We start from the raw sequence: 19,450 nt of genomic DNA on the forward strand, positions 1-19,450 counted from the left end.
GTGACTTCCTGATTAGTGGAAAATAGGAGCTTCTGCAGTCAACACTTTGACCTGCAGTTTCAGGAGCTCAGCCGCCGGATCATCCGGGCACTGAGCAATAAAGTATTCATAGTCTTCCGCGGCAACCCAGTCACATTTCAATTGCTGGAAAATATAGCCGCGGTCGCGGATTTCATAAGGATCATCCGGACTGAATGTCAGCGCAAGTTCGCTGCAGCGAAGTGCCATCGCGTAGTTTTCTTCACGAAGCAGTGCACTTTTGATCACCGCCAGCCAGCGGCCAATCAGTGTCGGGTTGTCCGAGACCTCAAGATGTTCTTCTTCAAGCTGAGCCGTTGGGCCTTCTTTGCCCACCAGCCAACCGCGTAATACACGTTCAGACAGAAACTCGCCATCAAACGGGTTGATGTATTGCGGCTCGCGGTGGAACCAATCTACTTTCAGAACAAGTTGGGTCGGAAAGCCCACTGGCTCAACCGGCAAATCCAGGCGGTCTGCGAAAAACAGGAAGATTGCGCCCAGACTCACTGGAATGCCTTTGCGACGCTCCAGCACTTTATCTACAAATGCATTTTCAGACGAAAAGTATTGTTCGAAATCGCCTTTGAAACCCCATTCTTTATAGAACAGACGCAGCAGACCTTCCAGTCGCAATTCGTCGTTAGCTTCTCCAGCCAGTAAATGTTCAGCGTCCTTTGCCAGCCGTTCGAGCTCTGCCCGAACCCAATGCATGGATGTCGCCGGATCAATGGCAGCATTCAGTGCAAGCGCGCCTTCTACCAAGGTCAGCTCATCTAATTCCTGGTCAGTAAAACCGATCATTTTTACCCCAACAGCTGTGGTGTTTTAGTGATAGCCAAATTCGCAGCGGCAAATACCCAACCTAAAGCACCAAAGAAAGCAAAGAGTCGGAACATGGTTCCCTGACTGTATTTCATGGCAACAAAACCAAGGGCGATGTATGCCAGAACACACGTCAGTTTTTCAGTCATCCACATCCCTTGAGGCGTGAACGGATAGAAACCGGTGACAAAAATCAGTGCCACACCGGTTCCCAGCAAAATGGTATCAATCACGTGAGGGACGACCTTCACCCATTTCTTCTCAAGCATTTTGCTGTCCATCATGCGCCATGCAAAACGGATGATAAACAGGATCACGCTCAAGGCGATAAACATCAGGTGAGTATGCTTCAATGCAACGTACATAATTCCGTAGGTCTCTCTTTTTGATTTATTGTTTTGGGTTTTAGCGAATAAAACGCCCTAAGGTAACACGATCCAGCCCAGCATAATCGTGCTGCGTCTCAACATCGCTGAATCCTGCATCAGAAAAAATCGCACGAACCGCTTCGCCCTGATCGTAGCCATGCTCGATAAGCAGCCAGCCATTATCTGTCAGATACTCAGGACTCTGCTGACAGATGATACGGATATCCGCTAAACCGTGGTCATCCGCAATCAATGCAGACTTCGGTTCAAACCGAACGTCACCCTGCGAAAGGTGCGGGTCTTCCGGATCGATATAAGGCGGGTTGCTGACAATCATGGCAAAGCGATGCTCAGGCACATTGCCAAACCAGCTACTTTGCATAAATTGGGCATTGATGATGCCGTTTTCAAGCTTGTTGCGTTCAGCCAGTGCAACCGCCTCATCACGAAGGTCAACGCCAGTCACGGCCATATCTTTGCGCTCACTGGCAATCGCCAACGCAATCGCCCCCGTACCTGTGCCCAGATCCAACACAGAGCTCTCACCTTGTGGTAAACGCTCCAATGCCAGTTCTACCAACCTTTCTGTATCCGGTCTTGGGATCAGGGTGCTGGGCTCCACGTTCAGGCGTAGCGACCAGAAATCACGGTACCCGATAATGTAAGCAACGGGCTCGCCGACTTTGCGACGCTCAAGCAGTCCGTTAAACGCAGCTTCCTCTTCGTCGCTCAGCGATTTATCTGACCAGGTGTAGAGGTAACTGCTTGGCTTATCGAGGACATGACAAAGCAGCACAGAGGCATCAATGCGTGGAGAGGGGCTTTGATGCTCTGCTAACAAAAGCGCTGCATCACGCAGCGCATTTTCAATGCTGATTGGCATTAGTGTTGCTCAGCCAACGCCGCCAGTTGGTCTGCCTGGAACTCTTGGATGATTGGCTGGATCAGTGAATCCAGGTCGCCTTCCATCACTTCGTCCAAACGGTAAACCGTCAGGTTGATACGGTGGTCAGACACTCGGCCTTGCGGGTAGTTGTAAGTACGGATACGGTCTGAACGGTCACCGGAACCCAGCAGGTTACGGCGGGTGCTTGCCTGTTCCGCTGCACGTTTTTCTTCTTCTGCTTTGATCAAACGTGCCGCCAGAACAGCCATCGCTTTAGCTTTGTTCTTATGCTGTGAACGCTCGTCCTGACATTCCACCACGGTGCCGGTTGGCAAGTGGGTAATACGGATTGCCGAGTCAGTGGTGTTAACGTGCTGACCACCCGCTCCTGATGAACGGAAGGTATCAATTTTCAGATCAGCCGGATTAATTTCCGGGATTTCTGCTTCAGGAATTTCCGGCAGGATAGCAACAGTACACGCTGAGGTATGAACACGGCCTTGAGATTCAGTAGCAGGAACACGCTGAACGCGGTGACCGCCTGACTCAAACTTCATCACACCGTAAGCACCTTCACCGCTTACTTTGGCAATCATTTCTTTGTAACCGCCATGCTCACCGTGGTTGGCGTTAACCACTTCAACACGCCAGCCTTTTTTCTCAGCAAAGCGGCTATAGCTGCGGAACAAGTCACCGGCAAAAATCGCTGCTTCATCACCGCCCGCACCCGCGCGGATCTCAAGGAAGCAGTTACGCTCATCGTTAGGATCTTTTGGCAGCAACAGCACCTGAAGCTCATCGCTCAGGCGTTCAATTTCCGCCTTTGCTGCTTTCACTTCTTCCTGCGCCATTTCGCGCATTTCAGGATCGTCTTCGTTCGCCATTTCCTGCGCCGCTTCCAGATCTTCTTCCGCTTGTTTGTAGGAAGTGAAGCATTTGGTCACCTCTTCAAGCTGGCTGTATTCTTTCGACAGTGAACGGAAACGGTCCTGGTCGGAGATAATACCCGGATCGCCAAGCAGATGTTGCACTTCTTCATAGCGCTCACTGAGTGCTTCCAGTTTCGCGATAATCGATGATTTCATAGTGGGTCTTTAAACTATTTCAGGGGATCCAGACCTAAGCTCTGACGTAGCGTTTCCAGTGTACGCTCGTCGCCATTTCTGGCAGCTTCCTGCATGGCCTGAGTAGGGGCATGGATCAGTTTATTGGTTAATTTATTGCTCAGCTCGGCAACCACTTTCTGTGGGTCGGCACCACTGGCGAGGGCTTGTAAGCTCTTGCTGAGCAATTCATCTTTCAGTGCTTCCGAATGAGCACGGTATTGTTTGATGCTGTCCACCGCTCCGCGGGAACGCATCCATGTCATAAAGCCTTCGCTTTCTTCATCAACAATCGCTTCCGCCTGAATCGCGGCCGCTTTTCGCTGCTCACGGTTACGCTCAACAATCGAATGTAAATCGTCGACGGTGTACAGGTAAGCATCGTTCAGCTCACCCACTTCTTCTTCAATATCACGCGGCACGGCAATATCAATCAACAGCATGGGTTGATGACGACGCGCTTTGATCGCTTTTTCCACCATGCCTTTACCGATGATTGGCAATGGCGCAGCCGTTGAGCTGATCACGATATCCGCTTTGTGCATGTGCTCTGGAATCTCTTCCAGAGAAATAATTTCCGCACCAAACGCCTCAGCGAATGGTTTAGCACGCTCGCGGGTGCGGTTGGCAACAATAATGTTCTTACAGTCGTGCTCGAAAAGATGTTTGGCAACCAACTCGATGGTTTCACCTGCCCCTACCAGCAAAGCAGTAGAGGTTTCGAGCGACTCGAAAATCTGACGCGCCAGCGAACAGGCTGCAAAAGCCACTGATACGGCATTGCCACCGATATCTGTTTCGGTGCGAACGCGCTTAGCCACGGTAAAGGTTTTGTGGAACAAACGCTCCAGCGAACCGTTTACTGAATTTTGCTCAACAGATTCTGCGTAGGCCTGTTTAACCTGCCCCAAGATCTGAGGCTCACCCAATACCAGAGAATCAAGGCCACTCGCCACTCGCATTAAATGCTGCGCCGCTGCTTGGTCATGGTGAGTATACAGGCAAGGAAGCAGTGCTTCGCTGTCGAGTTGATGGAAGTCCTGAAGCCAGTCCACGACGACGCCAGGGCTTGGCTGGTCAACTTCACAATAGATTTCAGTGCGGTTGCAGGTAGACACAATCACCCCACTCTGCACTACCTGCTTTTCTTTCAGCTGGTGCAATGCATCGCGAAGTTGTTGCGGAGAAAAAGCGACTTTCTCACGCAGGTCGACCGCAGCGGTCTTGTGATTGATTCCGAGAACTAACAAGCTCATTAAGCAGGTTTACCGACAGCACCAGATGAAATCCGAGCCGTGGATTTTACTTTATGGGCCCGTCGAATAAAAGATAACATTAGCTCCCTCTTCTCGCTAACAAGCAGAAGTGTGACTTTTCCGCTTTCGTAACAACATATTCGTCCATTTTTTCAACAAGTAACAAATTGCATTATGTGGCTTTGTCCAAGTGATGTGATATCTACATCGTATTGGAGAGATTTTTACCTCTGCCGCAGATATACCCAAACAAACTGAAGATGCAGGATTCAGCGAGATTGACTGGCGTTGTGATCGCGGCGTTCCTTTGCCGGTGTAGTCACCTCCATCAAAAAGGAACAACAAAGAGCACGGTGTCAGTCAACTCGCCCGAAGGGAGGCCCTCAATGCGAGCATCTTCTGGTTGTTTGGGTATATAATCAGACCACTTCTCGACAGAGAAAACCGAAAACGGAGTTTGCCTATGTTCAGACGTCATCACGTCTTAGTTGTATTTTTCCTCGCCCTATTGGGATTGACCGGATGTTCCACCCAACCTATTCCACAAACCGAGTGGCAAACTCACCAAAATGCCTTGGCAGAAATTACTGACTTCACGGCTAAAGGCAAAGTGGCACTGATCAGTCCAGAACAGCGCGTTTCCGCCAATTTTGTCTGGGAGCAGAAAGATGACGAACTTTCACTCCGCCTGACCAACTTCCTCGGTACTACCCTGTTTAAGCTGGATGCCACTCCCGACATTGCGGTTTTGGTCGATGGCGACGGTGAACGTTATGTCGGTAGAAACGCCGCAAGTCTTTTAAAGCAACTGACAGGCATTGCGCTGCCCGTTGACGAGATGATGCAGTGGGTCAAAGGGCTGCCTGCAGAACAAAACGAATATACGCTTGGCGCAGACAACCGCTTGGCATTCCTGAGTGAAAACAAAGCCGATACCAATCAGGCTGGCTGGCAGTTGGAGTACACAGGCTACGATGCTGACACCAATAACCTGCTGCCATCAAAAATCAAAATGAATCAGCACCAGCAAAAAGTGAATCTGGTGATTTCTGAATGGGTTTTACCTCAATGACGCAAACCACTTCAGTTTGGCCAGCACCGGCCAAACTTAACCTTTTCCTGTATATCACGGGTCAGCGCGATAATGGCTATCACGATCTGCAAACCCTTTTTCAGTTTCTAGATTACGGCGATACCCTGTCCATTACCCCCAATAACAGTGGTGAAGTCACCCTGTCACCGGAAATTGAAGGCGTCCCAGCAGATGAAAATCTGATCTACCGCGCAGCGATGGCAATCAAAGAAAAAACCGGATCTACCTTGGGCGCGCACATTCACGTCGAAAAAGTGTTGCCAATGGGCGGCGGTTTAGGCGGCGGCTCTTCCAACGCTGCCACCACATTAGTTGCACTCAATCACCTCTGGGAAGCCCAGCTTTCTGTTGATGAATTAGCCGATATGGGGCTGACACTGGGTGCGGATGTCCCTGTATTTGTGCGCGGTACCACAGCGTTTGCAGAAGGGGTTGGAGAATTGCTCCAACCTGCCGAAGCAGAAGAGAAGTGGTACCTGGTAGCCAAGCCTGAGGTGAGCATTGCAACCGCAAAAATTTTTGGTCACCCCTCACTGACTCGCAATACTCCAAAGCGCACACTAAATGCGCTGTTGGCGGCAGATTACGAAAACGATTGCGAAAAGATAGTCAGAGAGTTGTTTCCAGAGGTTGATAAGGCTATTTCGTGGCTGCTAGAATACGCGCCGTCGAGACTGACCGGGACCGGCGCCTGCGTTTTCGCAGAATTCGAAAACGAAGAGGACGCGCGAGCCACTTTAAACAAATTGCCCGACTGGCTCACTGGCTTTGTCGCACGTGGTGTGAATACCTCACCACTGCTGTCGACACTGAAAGTACAATGAGACAGACAACACTCAATGGATGCAACCCCGAGGTTTTCCACCGTGCCTGATATGAAGCTGTTTGCTGGTAATGCAACGCCTGTACTCGCCCAACGCATTGCGAATCGCCTATATATGTCACTAGGTGACGCTACTGTTAGTCGTTTTTCTGACGGTGAAGTGTGTGTACAAATCAATGAAAACGTGCGGGGTAGCGACGTATTCGTTATCCAGTCGACTTGTGCGCCTACCAATGACAACCTGATGGAATTGGTTGTGATGATCGACGCACTGCGTCGCGCATCAGCTGGCCGAATCACTGCAGTTATCCCTTACTTCGGCTACGCTCGCCAAGACCGCCGTGTGCGTTCTGCGCGTGTGCCAATCACTGCAAAAGTTATCGCAGACTTCCTGTCTAATGTAGGTGTTGACCGCGTTCTGACTGTTGACCTGCACGCAGAGCAAATCCAAGGCTTCTTCGACGTACCAGTAGACAACATCTTCGGTACGCCGGTACTTCTGGAAGACATGCTGGCGAAGAAACTGGAAGATCCAGTGGTTGTTTCTCCAGACATCGGTGGCGTTGTACGTGCACGTGCAACTGCAAAACTGCTGGATGACACTGACATCGCGATCATCGACAAACGCCGCCCGCGCGCGAACGTTTCTCAGGTTATGCACCTGATCGGTGACGTTGAAGGCCGTGACTGCATCATCGTTGACGACATGATCGACACCGGTGGCACTCTGTGTAAAGCAGCAGAAGCACTGAAAAACCGTGGCGCGAAGCGTGTATTCGCTTACGCAACTCACGCAGTGTTCTCTGGCAACGCACCTCAAAACATCAAAGAATCTGTGATTGATGAAGTGATCGTCACTGACTCAATCCCGCTGAGCGCAGAAATGCAAGCGACCGGTAAAGTTTCACAGCTGACTCTGTCAGGCATGTTGGCTGAAGCAATCCGCCGCATCAGCAATGAAGAATCTATCTCTGCAATGTTCGATTCTTAATCGCTCCCTTTTGCAGATGAAACGCCTCGCTTTCGCGGGGCGTTTTTGTTTTGCACAGATAATGGTAGGATAAGCCGCTTTTGGCACAGGGCGGTTTACCGTTGTGCATAAAACTGTCTACACAGAATAATGAGAATCTCACCGTGAGCGATAAAATTCGTCTTTTAGTGGGTCTGGCAAATCCAGGGCCGGAATATGCAAAAACCCGTCATAATGCGGGTGCCTGGGTGGTTGAAGAATTAGCGCGCATTCATAACGTGTCGCTGAAAGAAGACAAAAAATACTTCGGTTTGACTGCCAGAATCAGTGTGGGTGGCGAAGACCTCCGTCTACTCGTCCCAACCACATTTATGAATCTGTCAGGCAAGTCGGTCGCTGCACTGGCGAAATTCTTCCAAATCAAACCGGAAGAAATCATGGTGGCTCATGACGAGCTGGATTTGCCACCAGGTGTTGCCAAATTTAAGAAAGGTGGCGGTCACGGTGGCCATAATGGTCTTCGCGACATCATCAGCAAAATGGGCAACAACAAAGAATTCTATCGTCTTCGTGTCGGGATCGGACATCCTGGGCACAAAGACAAAGTGGCGGGTTTTGTGCTGACAAAAGCACCTGCCAACGAACAAAGCCAAATCGAGCAAGCCGTTGACGAAGCCGTTCGCTGCATCGACATTTTGCTGAAAGAAGATCTGGCCAAGGCGCAAAATCGCCTGCATACATTTAAGGCTCAGTAAGCGTCAGCTGACTGAGCTTTCACTGTTTATACAACGAAAGGTTACCATCTCATGGGTTTTAAATGCGGTATCGTTGGTTTGCCAAATGTCGGTAAATCAACTCTGTTCAACGCTCTGACCAAAGCAGGTATTGAAGCGGCTAACTTCCCGTTCTGTACCATCGAACCAAACACTGGCGTGGTACCAGTGCCAGATCTGCGCTTGGACGCACTGGCTAAAATCGTAAACCCACAACGTATCCTGCCAACCACGATGGAATTCGTAGACATCGCTGGTCTGGTTGCAGGTGCTTCTAAAGGTGAAGGTCTGGGTAACAAATTCCTGGCTAACATCCGTGAAACTGACGCGATTGGCCACGTTGTTCGTTGTTTTGAAAATGACAACATCATCCACGTTGCGGGTAAAGTGAACCCAGCTGACGATATCGATGTTATCAACACCGAACTGGCACTGTCTGACATGGAAGCGTGTGAACGCGCTATCCAGCGCCAAGCGAAGAAAGCGAAAGGCGGTGACCGCGATGCGAAATTCGAAATCGCGGTACTGGAAAAGCTACTTCCAGTGTTGGAAGAAGGCAAAATGCTGCGTTCTGTTGAACTGACCAAAGAAGAACACGCAGCGGTTGACTACCTGAACTTCCTGACCATGAAGCCGACCATGTACATCGCAAACGTGAATGATGATGGTTTTGAGAACAACCCTTACCTGGATATCGTTCGTGAAATCGCTGAAGCCGAAGGTGCAACTGTTGTTGCAGTTTGTGCAGAAATCGAAGGCGAACTGTCTGAGCTGGACGCTGATGAAGCGGCAGTGTTCCTGGAAGAAATGGGTCTTGAAGAACCTGGCCTGAACCGCGTGATCCGCGCAGGTTACGATCTGCTGACGCTACAAACTTACTTCACCGCTGGTGTGAAAGAAGTACGCGCTTGGACTATCCCTGTCGGTGCAACTGCACCACAAGCTGCGGGTAAGATCCACACTGACTTCGAAAAAGGCTTTATCCGTGCAGAAATCATCGGTTACGACGATTACATCGAAAACAACGGTGAAGCAGGCGCGAAAGTAGCGGGTAAATGGCGTTTGGAAGGTAAAGATTACATCGTTAAAGACGGCGACGTTATCCACTTCCGCTTTAACGTGTAATTACAAATACAATCTCTTATACCCAAACGACCTGAAGATGCTCGTATTCAGAGGCCATCAATGCGTTCAATTCGAGGCAAATTTTACGAGGAATAGTCATTCTATTTCCGTGGAATTTAACGAAGAAGTGGGCGCATTGAGGGTCTCCCTTCGGGCGAGTTGACTGACGCCGTGCTCTTTGTTGTTCCTTTTTGATGGAGGTGACTACACCTACAAAGGAACGCCGCGATCACAACGCCAGTCAAACTCGCTGAATCCTGCATCTTCAGGGTGTTTGGGTATATTAAAAAGCTGGCTTCTGCCAGCTTTTTTATTTCCCGAAGTTAAGGACTTGCAACGCTTTCAAGCTTGAGTTGTTAGAATTTCAACCTTCCTGCTCACTTTCACACCGAACTCACCAAATGGGTAAAAAAAGCCAAGAAAAAAGGTTGACGTTGTCAGCCCTTCTTCGCATAATGCGCCCCGCACTCAGGGGGAGACCCCAGAAAGTAAAGATGGCTACGTAGCTCAGTTGGTTAGAGCACATCACTCATAATGATGGGGTCACAGGTTCGAATCCCGTCGTAGCCACCATCTTCTTTCCTGTGCAAATATGCGATGGTGGCGGAATTGGTAGACGCGCTAGCTTCAGGTGTTAGTGTCCTTACGGACGTGAGAGTTCAAGTCTCTCCCTTCGCACCAAATCTTTGCTAAGGCAAAGTAACTGTTGGGGTATCGCCAAGCGGTAAGGCAGCGGCTTTTGATGCCGCCATTCCCTGGTTCGAATCCAGGTACCCCAGCCATATTTCAGGTTGGCTACGTAGCTCAGTTGGTTAGAGCACATCACTCATAATGATGGGGTCACAGGTTCGAATCCCGTCGTAGCCACCACTAATATTGAAGGTCTTGAGACTTTCAGCCAGATAAGAGAAACTACCGATTCTCAGAAAGCGAAGGCTTTCAGTCTGGGAAAACAAAATTTGCGATGGTGGCGGAATTGGTAGACGCGCTAGCTTCAGGTGTTAGTGTCCTTACGGACGTGAGAGTTCAAGTCTCTCCCTTCGCACCAAATACCTTGCTCGAAAGAGAGTCAGACAAGGCTAAAAACTGACAACAATTCGGATTGTGATGGTGGCGGAATTGGTAGACGCGCTAGCTTCAGGTGTTAGTGTCCTTACGGACGTGAGAGTTCAAGTCTCTCCCTTCGCACCAATCCCCTTGCTCTAAAAGAGAGTCAGACAAGGTTAAAAACTGACAGACAATTAGGTTTGCGATGGTGGCGGAATTGGTAGACGCGCTAGCTTCAGGTGTTAGTGTCCTTACGGACGTGAGAGTTCAAGTCTCTCCCTTCGCACCAAACCTTTGCTGAAAAGCATAAAACAATTGGGGTATCGCCAAGCGGTAAGGCAGCGGCTTTTGATGCCGCCATTCCCTGGTTCGAATCCAGGTACCCCAGCCATATTTAAAAGCTCGCTTCTAGCGGGCTTTTCTCGTTTTTAAACCAAGGCTCTGTTGAGCCTCGGAAATTCTCCCCAAACCTTACGTGGTTGAAAGCCGCTGCAATCCCTGTACGCTTGGAGTATTCGGAACAAGGAATTAGCAGTCATGGCGTCGTTCGAAAATCCTATCAAGCATCAAGTCTATCTTTCATTGCCGGAAGACATGTATTCTCCCCTCGCGCCACGCCGCGTGGAGTCGCCTTCTCTTTTAGCACTTAACAAAGCATTACTTGATGAATATGGCTTGGCGAGCAACTGGTTTGAGGATGCCAAAGGCATTCACTTTCTTGCAGGCAATGGCGACTATGACGGTGAAAGCCCTGTTGCGATGGCTTATGCGGGTCATCAATTTGGGCACTACTCGCCACTGCTTGGGGACGGCCGCGCGCATATGCTGGGTCAAGTTCAAATAGCAAATGGCGCATACGTTGATGTGCAACTGAAAGGCTCCGGCAGAACCCCTTACTCGCGAGGTGGCGATGGAAGAGCAACGGTTGGGGCTGTCGTACGCGAATACCTCATCAGCGAAGCCATGGCGGGGCTTGGTATACCGACCACCCGCACCCTTGCCATTCTGGGGACTGGCGAGTCCGTGATGCGCGATTACCAAATGGTGCCGGGCGGTATTCAGGTTCGCACAGGTGCCAGTCATATTCGCGTGGGCTCTTTTCAATATGCTTATGCCAAGATGGGTAAAGATGGCGTCCAAGCGCTTGCCGATCACCTTATCGAGCATCACTTCGTGGAAGTGGCCAGTCATGAAGATAAATACCCGGCCTTACTTGAAGCCGTTGCCGTTCGTCAAGCACAGCTGATTTCAAAATGGATGCTGGTTGGTTTTATCCATGGTGTTATGAACACTGACAATATGTCTCTGGTTGGTGAAACCATCGACTTTGGTCCTTGTGCCTTTATGGATGAGTTCAAGGCCAAGAAAGTATTCAGCTCAATAGACCGCGACGGTCGATACGCTTGGGATCAGCAGGCCAATATCGGCTACTGGAACCTGTCACGCTTTGCAGAAACTTTGCTGCCTCTGTTTGCTGACGACTCGGATGAGGCGGTGAAGATTGCGGAAGATAAACTCCAGACCTATATCGTCACCTTCCAGGAGCTGTTCCAAGAAGGATTAATGGCTAAGCTCGCGATCACTGCCAATTCAAAAGAGGCTGATGCCTTTGTTAATCAAGCACTGCCAACGCTGGAATCTGAGCGTATCGACTTCACGCTGTTTTTTGATGCACTGACACGTGTTGCCAATGGAGAAGAAAAGACTGAACTGCTTTCCCTGTTCGATAATCAGGATAAAGGTCGGGCTTGGGTCAGTGAGTGGAATTCACTTAAAGATGATAGTGAAGCAACACTAAAGGCAATGCGAGAAGCCAACCCTGCATTAATTGCCCGAAACCATCAGGTGGAAAAAGCGATTGAAGATGCAATGGAAAAGAACGACTCTGCGCTATTCCACCGACTGGCAGAAGCACTGAAAACACCTTATACCATCAGCGAAGAAAACCGGGACCTACAAACGCCACCAGCACCGGAAGAGCGTGTACTAAGAACATTCTGCGGCACATAGCCTTAGCTCAACGAGTAAATTTAGCGACATGACTGACGCTGGACGCTAGATAAATGGCGATAGACAAGACAGTTTATCGCCATCCAGACTATTCAAAGTCCCATAGCGTACTTCAGCACCTGCTGCTTAACTGGGCCACTGTTTTCTGCCAGCTTTAAGCCGACATTGCGAAGTAGTTTAAGCGGCGCTATTTCGTTGCTGAACCCACCATAGAACACATCCATACCGGTTTGCATGATAAGGTTATCCGGTTTACGTTTGCGCTCGTAAGCTGCCAATACGTCTTCATTCAACCACTCTACACCTGCATCGGCGACCACATCCAGCAAAGCATCCACGTCTTTAAAGCCGAGGTTTACTCCCTGCCCTGCCAACGGATTGATAGTGTGGGCAGCATCTCCCAATATCACCACATTCTTGTTGAAGTAACGCTGGGCATGCCGACGGGTTAGCGGGAACGCACCTTGTTGGATGACTTCAATATCACCCAGCTCTTGCGGGAAGTGCGCAAGGATCTCTTCCCTTAGCGCCTCTGGCGACATGGCACACAAAGCTTTTATGCGTGATGGGCTGTCATACCACACCAATGAACCTTGATGCCCAGGTAGCGGCAGGAAAGACCTTGGGCCATCGGGTGTGAACCACTGCCAGGTAATATCTTGCTGTGGCAGGTCAGTTTTAACATTCACCAACATACAATGCTGACGGTAATCCCACGCAGTCACACCAATTTTGGCGTAATCACGTACACGGGAATTCGCCCCATCCGCACCGACCAGCCAACGGCCATGAAGCAAAGTGCCATCTTCCAATTCAACAACGTGCCCTTCGGAGTCGGCAAGCATAGCGACAATATTGCCCGGGCAAAGTACTTCCAGATTCTCTTGCGCCAAGCAAGCATTCCAAAGTGCGAGTTGCAGGATACGGTTTTCCACAATGAAACCGAGCTCTGCTAAATCCATGCTATCTGCACTGAAGCGGATACGACACTCAGGATGCTCCCAGGTTTCCAGACGTCGATAAGGGCAAAGACGCATGTCCAGCAGGTGATCCCAAACTTTCAGGGATTTGAGCAAAGAGACAGAGGCAGGAGAAATCGCAGACACGCGAAGATCCATTGGCTGCTCAGGAGAATAGGCTTTTGGCTCGCTTCGCTCAACCATGGCAACGCGTTTACCCTGCTTGGCAAGGCCCAATGCCGTGGCAGCACCGACCATACCACCGCCAACGACGATAATATCGAATTGTTTCATAACACAATCTCTAAAATTCCTGCGCCCATTCTAGCGCCACCTGACTTAAATGCGACTCCTGTAGGCGTTGCTCATCCCTAAATCCACTAAAAAATTTGGGGAGAACGTGATCTGGTCACAGATTGACTAAAGCAGTACAATACGCGGCTTATCAAAGGTTGGGGCTATTTTTCGTTGCCTCAAGCCGAACAAAGAACCATGATTTCCGGTTGGGATTTCCGCGGCGAACAGCCAGCGATGATTAAGTGCTTCCCAACCGGAACACGTAAAACATCAACATGAGCAATGAGTTACATGGCTAAGAAACTGCTGATCAAAACCTGGGGCTGCCAGATGAACGAATACGATTCATCAAAAATGGCGGATCTGCTCAATGCGGCCGGTGGCTACGAGCTGACCGAGGAGCCGGAAGAGGCAGATGTACTGCTTCTGAATACCTGTTCTATCCGTGAAAAGGCTCAGGAAAAAGTGTTCCACCAGCTGGGTCGCTGGAAAAACCTGAAAGATCAGAAGCCAGGTCTGGTGATCGGCGTAGGCGGCTGTGTAGCTACTCAGGAAGGTGATCACATTCGTGAACGCGCACCTTATGTTGACGTTATTTTTGGCCCGCAAACCCTGCACCGTCTGCCTGAGATGATCAAAAAATCTCAGCAAGACGAAGCACCGGTCATGGATATCTCTTTCCCTGAGATTGAGAAATTCGACCGCTTGCCAGAGCCGCGTGCAGAAGGCCCAACGGCATTCGTTTCTATCATGGAAGGCTGCTCTAAGTACTGTACCTTCTGCGTGGTGCCTTACACCCGTGGTGAAGAAGTCAGCCGTCCACTGGACGATGTGCTTTATGAAATCGCTCAGCTTGCTGAGCAGGGTGTTCGTGAAGTGAACCTGCTGGGTCAGAACGTTAACGCCTATCGTGGTGAAATGCACGACGGCGAAATCTGTTCATTTGCAGAACTGCTGCGTTATGTGGCGGCGATCGACGGTATCGACCGTATTCGCTACACCACCAGCCACCCAATTGAATTTACTGACGATATCATCGAAGTGTATGAAGACACCCCAGAAGTGGTGAGCTTCCTGCACCTGCCAGTTCAGAGCGGTTCAGACCGTATTCTGACCATGATGAAGCGTCCGCATACAGCGATCGAGTACAAATCGAAGATCCGTAAACTGCGTGAAGCGCGTCCAGGCATCGCTATCAGCTCTGACTTCATCGTCGGTTTCCCAGGTGAAACTGATGTAGATTTCGAAGCGACCATGAAGCTTATCCGCGATGTTAACTTCGACATGAGCTTCAGCTTTGTTTACTCACCACGTCCAGGTACGCCTGCTGCAGACATGCCTGACGACACGCCAGAGCAAACCAAGAAAGAGCGTCTGTACGAACTGCAACAGCAGATCAACGCACAGGCGATGATCTACTCTCGCCAGATGCTGGATTCTGAGCAGCGTATTCTGGTCGAAGGTCCATCGAAGAAGAATCTGATGGAGCTACGTGGCCGTACTGAAAACAACCGCGTGGTTAACTTCGAAGGTTCTGTCGATTTGATCGGTCAGTTCGTTGATGTAAAAATCACCGAAGTACTGCCAAACTCACTGCGCGGTGAGCTGGTTCGTACTGAAAAGGACATGAATCTGCGTGTGGCGGTTTCGCCTGCAGAGATGATGGCAAAAACACGCAAAGAAGATGATCTTGGCGTAGGCGTGTATACTCCGTAAATAAACGGAGGCCAATAAAGCCATCCAAAACCTCGAAGAAGCGAGGGTAATCACATGTTATCGGCGTCCTATACAGACGCCGATAACCATTGCGAGGAAGCATTGAACAAAGTCATTACTTTAGAAGTATCACTGGAACCAGCTGATAATTCGCGCCTGGCCAGCCTTTCCGGACCTTTCGATGACAACATCAAACAGCTCGAACGCCGTTTAGGTGTGGAAATCAATCACCGAAATCATCAATTCTCCGTGGTTGGCAAACCTCATACAGCCACTGCAGCTATCAATATTCTCAAACGACTATACGTTGAAACCGCACCGGTAAAAGGCAATTTCATTGACCTTGAGCCAGAGCAGGTGCATCTGGCGATCAAAGAAAGTGGCGTGTTGGAGCAGAACATCGAGTCGTCGATCCCTTACGGCAAAGAGATCAACATCAAAACCAAGAAAGGCGTGATCAAGCCGCGTACACCTAATCAGGCGCAATATATTGCCAATATGGTGACGCATGACATCACCTTCGGTATTGGTCCTGCCGGTACAGGTAAAACCTACTTAGCGGTTGCCGCCGCAGTCGATGCACTGGAACGTCAGGAAATCCGCCGTATTTTGCTAACCCGTCCTGCGGTTGAAGCCGGTGAGAAACTGGGCTTCCTTCCTGGCGATCTGAGCCAGAAAGTCGACCCTTATCTACGCCCACTATACGATGCCCTGTTTGAAATGCTGGGTTTTGAGCGCGTAGAGAAACTGATTGAGCGTAACGTGATTGAAGTGGCGCCATTGGCCTACATGCGCGGCCGTACCCTCAATGACGCCTTCATCATTCTTGATGAAAGCCAGAACACCACTGTGGAACAAATGAAAATGTTCCTGACACGTATCGGCTTTAACAGCCGAGCGGTGATCACCGGTGACGTCACGCAGATTGACCTGCCACGCAATGCGAAATCTGGTCTTCGCCATGCAATTGAAGTGTTGGCGGATGTGAACGAAATCAGCTTTAACTTCTTCCAGGCAAATGATGTGGTTCGTCACCCTGTCGTAGCACGTATTGTTCAAGCCTATGATGCATGGGAAGCAGAAGATGCCCGTGCCCGTAAACAAGCGGAAGAGCGCCGTCGTCAGGAACGCGAAGCGGCATTGAATGCTGTGCCGCCTTCAGAAGAGAAACAATCGTAAATGCAATTTTTCGTTGACCTTCAAATTGCGACACAAAGCACTGACAGTCTGCCAACTGAACAGCAGTTTCAGCTGTGGTTTGAGCAAGCCGTCAAATCTTTCCAAGAGCAGGCGGAAGTGACTATCCGTATCGTAGACGAGTTTGAGAGCCAGTCTCTAAACCGCGACTATCGCGGAAAAGACAAACCCACCAACGTGCTCTCCTTCCCGTTCGAAGCGCCTCCAGGCGTGGAGTTGGATCTACTGGGCGACCTGATTATCTGTCGTCAAGTTGTCGAAAAAGAAGCAGAAGAGCAGAACAAAGACCTACTCGCTCACTGGGCGCACATGGTTGTACACGGCAGTCTCCATCTGCTAGGTTATGACCATATAGATGATGAAGAAGCCGAAGAGATGGAGTCTCTCGAGATTTCTATCATGAACGCACTGGGTTTTGAAAATCCTTATGCGGCGGACTTCATCTAAAATCAACGTTGTAAAAATAGAGACAATGAACGAAGACAATTCACAAAGCTCTGAAGGTCCGAGTAGAAAGACCTTCTTCGAACGTTTAGGACAGATCTTTCAAGGTGAGCCTAAAGATCGTCAGGAACTGGTAGATGTATTCCGTGATTCGGAACAGAACGATCTGATCGATCACGATACACGGGATATGCTCGAAGGCGTAATGCAGATTTCTGAAATGCGCATCCGAGACATCATGATTCCGCGTTCGCAGATGGTGACCATCGAGCGCTCACAACCTCTCGAAGAAATCATCACTATCATCAATGACGCCCAGCACTCACGCTACCCAGTGATCAGTGATGATAAAGACCACGTTGAAGGCATCCTGCTGGCAAAAGACTTGCTGCGTTACCTGATGCCTGACAGCGAACCGTTCGACATCGACAAAGTGATCCGCCCAGCCGTGGTTGTGCCGGAAAGCAAACGTGTTGACAGACTGCTGAAAGAATTTCAGGAAGAACGCTACCACATGTCGATTGTTGTCGATGAGTTTGGTGGTGTATCCGGCGTGGTGACCATCGAAGATATTCTTGAGGAAATCGTCGGCGACATCGAAGACGAATACGACGACGAAGAAGAGCAGGAAATCCGCCAGCTCAGCAAACACACCTTCGCGGTGAAGGCGCTGACCACACTGGAGGACTTCAACGAGAAGTTCGGTTCTCAGTTCAGCGATGACGACATCGATACCATTGGTGGCCTGGTGATGACCAGCTTTGGCCACCTGCCAGGACGTGGTGAGGAAGTGGACATTGAGAACTTCCACTTCAAGGTGACGGCAGCTGACAGTCGACGCATCATCCAATTGCAGGTTACTATTCCAGATACTACTGCAGAGGAAACGGCATAAACGTAAAATGCTAAACATGGAAATATTTAAGCGGCCCCAAGTATTCATGCGGATCTTAGGGGCCGCTTTTTCAGGTGCACTCGCCACCCTCGCCTTCGCGCCTTACTCCTTCTGGCCAGCCATGCTGGTCTCCTTGGTGGCACTTCTCCTTCTTATTCACGGGCAATCGCCGAAACGTGCTGGCTATATCGGATTCTTTTGGGGTCTGGGTCAATTCGGAACCGGCGTTGGCTGGGTCTATGTCGTCATCGAGAAATTCGGTGGGCTACCTACGGCGATAGGCTTAGCTTTGATAGGCCTTTTAGTTACCTATCTTGCGCTATTCCCCGCACTTTTCTCCTATATACTGCGCCGTGTTCAACTGCCGTTAGCGCGCTCGTATTTATTACTGGCACCGTCACTCTGGCTAGTTATCGATTGGTTCCGTGGCTGGTTCCTGACTGGCTTCCCATGGCTTTGGCCTGGTTACAGTCAGATTGACGGGCCATTAGCCTCCTTTGCACCTATGTTTGGTGTGCAAGGTATTACGCTCGCACTGCTTATCATTTCTGGCTCAATCGCTATCACACTGGTAAACCGAAAAGCCTCTTCGCTTCTTCCGGCATTGGCTGTCGCTACAGTGGCTGCAGGTTCTTCATTTGTACCCTGGGTGCAGAAAACAGGAGAAAGTGTAGATGTTGCCATGGTTCAGGGAAATGTCCCCCAGGAACTAAAGTGGCTGCCAAGCCAGCGCTGGCCAACTCTTTTGTCTTATCAGGACCTAACGCGAAAAAACTGGGATGCAGACATTGTGATCTGGCCAGAAGCTGCCATACCGGCTTTGGAGCGTGATTTACCTGACTTTCTGGCTAGACTCGACGCTGCAGCCATCAATAATGACACCGCAATTATTACAGGCGTGCTTGATGTAAACTCAGATGGTAAGGCATACAACAATGTCATCACCCTGGGTGACAACGGGGAAGGTGGTTATAATTACCCTTCTTCACAACGCTACAGCAAACACCACCTACTTGTGTTTGGTGAATTTGTGCCTTTTGAGGACATCCTGCGTCCACTTGCGCCGCTGTTTAATCTACCCATGTCATCGTTCAGTCGAGGTGATTACACCCAATCGAACATAGACGCCAAAGGCTATCAGTTAGCCCCTGCCATATGCTATGAGATTGCCTTTAGTGATCAGGTTAGGCATAGCCTCACGGATGAGTCGGATTTCATTCTAACCCTTTCTAATGACACCTGGTTTGGTACCTCAATCGGCCCCCATCAGCACTTAGAAATAGCCCGTATGCGCGCGTTGGAGAATGGTAAGCCGGTTCTTCGTGCCACCAATACCGGCCTGACCGCTGCTATTGACTACAAAGGGGACATCATCGACCAAATCCCGCAGTTTGAAACGGTAGTGCTAAGAACTGATGTACCGACGACGACAGGCCAGACACCTTACACCCGCTTCGGAGACTGGCCCCTATATGCATGGATTGTTTTGTCAGGGTTAGCGCTGGTTCTGTTAACCCGCGGTCAAAAATCAACCGTAAGCACTCAGTCGCAACAATAAGAGCGAACAGGCGCTATAAAATCATGTTTTAATCAGCCAGAGGGAATTATCTCTCTGGCTTTTTTGTTGATTGATTTTGTTTGATAT

17 protein-coding genes and 8 tRNA genes are annotated in these 19,450 nt (G+C 49.9%); 19 read left to right on the forward strand and 6 right to left on the reverse strand.

The annotated features are described in order from the left end of the window. Positions 1-12: 12 nt before the first annotated feature. The 5 genes from GMA8713_RS17600 to hemA are packed head-to-tail and all read right to left on the reverse strand — an operon-like array spanning position 13 to position 4,456. Positions 13-822, reverse strand: a complete 810-nt coding sequence (locus tag GMA8713_RS17600) for a SirB1 family protein (protein WP_062712748.1) — start codon at positions 820-822, stop codon at positions 13-15. A gap of 2 nt (positions 823-824) precedes the next feature. Next, positions 825-1,208: a SirB2 family protein gene (locus GMA8713_RS17605; protein WP_002542401.1), complete on the reverse strand. Its 384-nt coding sequence runs from the start codon at positions 1,206-1,208 to the stop codon at positions 825-827. Positions 1,209-1,248: 40 nt separating this feature from the next. After that, a complete protein-coding gene (gene prmC, locus GMA8713_RS17610; RefSeq protein ID WP_062712750.1) occupies positions 1,249-2,094 on the reverse strand; it encodes a peptide chain release factor N(5)-glutamine methyltransferase in 846 nt (281 codons plus the stop codon). After that, positions 2,094-3,182 (reverse strand): peptide chain release factor 1, encoded by a 1,089-nt coding sequence (gene prfA / locus GMA8713_RS17615; RefSeq protein ID WP_062712752.1) that lies wholly within the window; start codon positions 3,180-3,182, stop codon positions 2,094-2,096. Before prfA ends, prmC begins: the two co-directional genes overlap by 1 nt. Positions 3,183-3,196: 14 nt before the next feature. Beyond that, positions 3,197-4,456 (reverse strand): glutamyl-tRNA reductase, encoded by a 1,260-nt coding sequence (gene hemA / locus GMA8713_RS17620; protein WP_002542404.1) that lies wholly within the window; start codon positions 4,454-4,456, stop codon positions 3,197-3,199. A 463-nt stretch (positions 4,457-4,919) separates the two neighbouring features. On the opposite strand from hemA, the gene lolB reads away from it, so the two are divergent. The 14 genes from lolB (at position 4,920) to GMA8713_RS17690 (ending at position 12,297) form a co-directional block, all read left to right on the forward strand. Next, on the forward strand, positions 4,920-5,528 hold the full coding sequence (lolB, locus tag GMA8713_RS17625) for a lipoprotein insertase outer membrane protein LolB (protein WP_062712754.1): 609 nt from the start codon (positions 4,920-4,922) through the stop codon (positions 5,526-5,528). Next, on the forward strand, positions 5,525-6,373 hold the full coding sequence (gene ispE, locus GMA8713_RS17630; RefSeq protein WP_062712795.1) for a 4-(cytidine 5'-diphospho)-2-C-methyl-D-erythritol kinase: 849 nt from the start codon (positions 5,525-5,527) through the stop codon (positions 6,371-6,373). Before lolB ends, ispE begins: the two co-directional genes overlap by 4 nt. Before the next feature lie 42 nt (positions 6,374-6,415). Next, positions 6,416-7,363: a ribose-phosphate pyrophosphokinase gene (locus GMA8713_RS17635; RefSeq protein ID WP_002542407.1), complete on the forward strand. Its 948-nt coding sequence runs from the start codon at positions 6,416-6,418 to the stop codon at positions 7,361-7,363. A 143-nt stretch (positions 7,364-7,506) separates the two neighbouring features. After that, positions 7,507-8,097 (forward strand): aminoacyl-tRNA hydrolase, encoded by a 591-nt coding sequence (gene pth / locus GMA8713_RS17640; protein ID WP_002542408.1) that lies wholly within the window; start codon positions 7,507-7,509, stop codon positions 8,095-8,097. 51 nt (positions 8,098-8,148) lie between these two features. Further along, positions 8,149-9,240: a redox-regulated ATPase YchF gene (ychF, locus tag GMA8713_RS17645; RefSeq protein ID WP_002542409.1), complete on the forward strand. Its 1,092-nt coding sequence runs from the start codon at positions 8,149-8,151 to the stop codon at positions 9,238-9,240. Between the two features lie 496 nt (positions 9,241-9,736). Then, positions 9,737-9,813, forward strand: a tRNA-Met gene (locus tag GMA8713_RS17650). A gap of 21 nt (positions 9,814-9,834) precedes the next feature. Beyond that, positions 9,835-9,921 (forward strand) — tRNA-Leu (locus GMA8713_RS17655). A gap of 26 nt (positions 9,922-9,947) precedes the next feature. Next, a tRNA-Gln gene (locus GMA8713_RS17660) sits at positions 9,948-10,022 on the forward strand. Between the two features lie 11 nt (positions 10,023-10,033). Continuing rightward, positions 10,034-10,110, forward strand: a tRNA-Met gene (locus GMA8713_RS17665). Positions 10,111-10,201: 91 nt separating this feature from the next. Next, a tRNA-Leu gene (locus GMA8713_RS17670) sits at positions 10,202-10,288 on the forward strand. Positions 10,289-10,344: 56 nt separating this feature from the next. Continuing rightward, a tRNA-Leu gene (locus GMA8713_RS17675) sits at positions 10,345-10,431 on the forward strand. A 58-nt stretch (positions 10,432-10,489) separates the two neighbouring features. Beyond that, a tRNA-Leu gene (locus tag GMA8713_RS17680) sits at positions 10,490-10,576 on the forward strand. A gap of 27 nt (positions 10,577-10,603) precedes the next feature. Then, positions 10,604-10,678 (forward strand) — tRNA-Gln (locus GMA8713_RS17685). 146 nt (positions 10,679-10,824) lie between these two features. Further along, positions 10,825-12,297, forward strand: coding sequence for a protein adenylyltransferase SelO (locus GMA8713_RS17690; protein ID WP_062712756.1), 1,473 nt, complete (start codon positions 10,825-10,827; stop codon positions 12,295-12,297). Between the two features lie 92 nt (positions 12,298-12,389). Here GMA8713_RS17690 and GMA8713_RS17695 read toward each other — a convergent pair whose 3' ends face one another. Further along, positions 12,390-13,550 (reverse strand): 2-octaprenyl-3-methyl-6-methoxy-1,4-benzoquinol hydroxylase, encoded by a 1,161-nt coding sequence (locus tag GMA8713_RS17695; protein ID WP_062712758.1) that lies wholly within the window; start codon positions 13,548-13,550, stop codon positions 12,390-12,392. A 294-nt stretch (positions 13,551-13,844) separates the two neighbouring features. Here GMA8713_RS17695 and miaB point away from each other — a divergent pair, with 294 nt between their 5' ends. Genes miaB through lnt form a run of 5 tightly spaced genes read left to right on the forward strand, consistent with a single transcriptional unit; the run spans position 13,845 to position 19,363 of the window. After that, the gene (gene miaB / locus GMA8713_RS17700; RefSeq protein ID WP_002542299.1) at positions 13,845-15,269 is read left to right on the forward strand and encodes a tRNA (N6-isopentenyl adenosine(37)-C2)-methylthiotransferase MiaB; all 1,425 of its coding nucleotides are present in this window, start codon (positions 13,845-13,847) and stop codon (positions 15,267-15,269) included. A 54-nt stretch (positions 15,270-15,323) separates the two neighbouring features. After that, positions 15,324-16,448 carry a PhoH family protein gene (locus GMA8713_RS17705; protein WP_062712760.1) on the forward strand — a complete coding sequence of 375 codons (1,125 nt, stop codon included), beginning with the start codon at positions 15,324-15,326 and terminating at the stop codon, positions 16,446-16,448. Further along, positions 16,449-16,913, forward strand: a complete 465-nt coding sequence (ybeY, locus tag GMA8713_RS17710; RefSeq protein WP_062712762.1) for an rRNA maturation RNase YbeY — start codon at positions 16,449-16,451, stop codon at positions 16,911-16,913. Positions 16,914-16,938: 25 nt separating this feature from the next. Beyond that, a complete protein-coding gene (corC, locus tag GMA8713_RS17715) occupies positions 16,939-17,805 on the forward strand; it encodes a CNNM family magnesium/cobalt transport protein CorC (RefSeq protein WP_046307981.1) in 867 nt (288 codons plus the stop codon). Positions 17,806-17,812: 7 nt separating this feature from the next. Beyond that, positions 17,813-19,363, forward strand: coding sequence for an apolipoprotein N-acyltransferase (gene lnt, locus GMA8713_RS17720; RefSeq protein WP_062712764.1), 1,551 nt, complete (start codon positions 17,813-17,815; stop codon positions 19,361-19,363). The last annotated feature ends 87 nt before the right edge of the window (positions 19,364-19,450 follow it).

This window comes from Grimontia marina (assembly GCF_900060185.1).
Lineage (GTDB): Bacteria > Pseudomonadota > Gammaproteobacteria > Enterobacterales > Vibrionaceae > Enterovibrio > Enterovibrio marinus.

Excerpts from the sequence above, each read along its gene's own strand:
- corC (WP_046307981.1), top strand. The coding sequence starts at position 16,939 with ATGAACGAAGACAATTCACAAAGCTCTGAAGGTCCGAGTAGAAAGACC.
- hemA (WP_002542404.1), bottom strand. The coding sequence starts at position 4,456 with ATGAGCTTGTTAGTTCTCGGAATCAATCACAAGACCGCTGCGGTCGAC.
- prfA (WP_062712752.1), bottom strand. The coding sequence starts at position 3,182 with ATGAAATCATCGATTATCGCGAAACTGGAAGCACTCAGTGAGCGCTAT.
- ispE (WP_062712795.1), top strand. The coding sequence starts at position 5,525 with ATGACGCAAACCACTTCAGTTTGGCCAGCACCGGCCAAACTTAACCTT.
- ychF (WP_002542409.1), top strand. The coding sequence starts at position 8,149 with ATGGGTTTTAAATGCGGTATCGTTGGTTTGCCAAATGTCGGTAAATCA.
- lolB (WP_062712754.1), top strand. The coding sequence starts at position 4,920 with ATGTTCAGACGTCATCACGTCTTAGTTGTATTTTTCCTCGCCCTATTG.
- GMA8713_RS17705 (WP_062712760.1), top strand. The coding sequence starts at position 15,324 with ATGTTATCGGCGTCCTATACAGACGCCGATAACCATTGCGAGGAAGCA.
- GMA8713_RS17605 (WP_002542401.1), bottom strand. The coding sequence starts at position 1,208 with ATGTACGTTGCATTGAAGCATACTCACCTGATGTTTATCGCCTTGAGC.
- GMA8713_RS17695 (WP_062712758.1), bottom strand. The coding sequence starts at position 13,550 with ATGAAACAATTCGATATTATCGTCGTTGGCGGTGGTATGGTCGGTGCT.
- ybeY (WP_062712762.1), top strand. The coding sequence starts at position 16,449 with ATGCAATTTTTCGTTGACCTTCAAATTGCGACACAAAGCACTGACAGT.
- lnt (WP_062712764.1), top strand. The coding sequence starts at position 17,813 with ATGCTAAACATGGAAATATTTAAGCGGCCCCAAGTATTCATGCGGATC.
- miaB (WP_002542299.1), top strand. The coding sequence starts at position 13,845 with ATGGCTAAGAAACTGCTGATCAAAACCTGGGGCTGCCAGATGAACGAA.
- GMA8713_RS17690 (WP_062712756.1), top strand. The coding sequence starts at position 10,825 with ATGGCGTCGTTCGAAAATCCTATCAAGCATCAAGTCTATCTTTCATTG.
- GMA8713_RS17600 (WP_062712748.1), bottom strand. The coding sequence starts at position 822 with ATGATCGGTTTTACTGACCAGGAATTAGATGAGCTGACCTTGGTAGAA.
- prmC (WP_062712750.1), bottom strand. The coding sequence starts at position 2,094 with ATGCCAATCAGCATTGAAAATGCGCTGCGTGATGCAGCGCTTTTGTTA.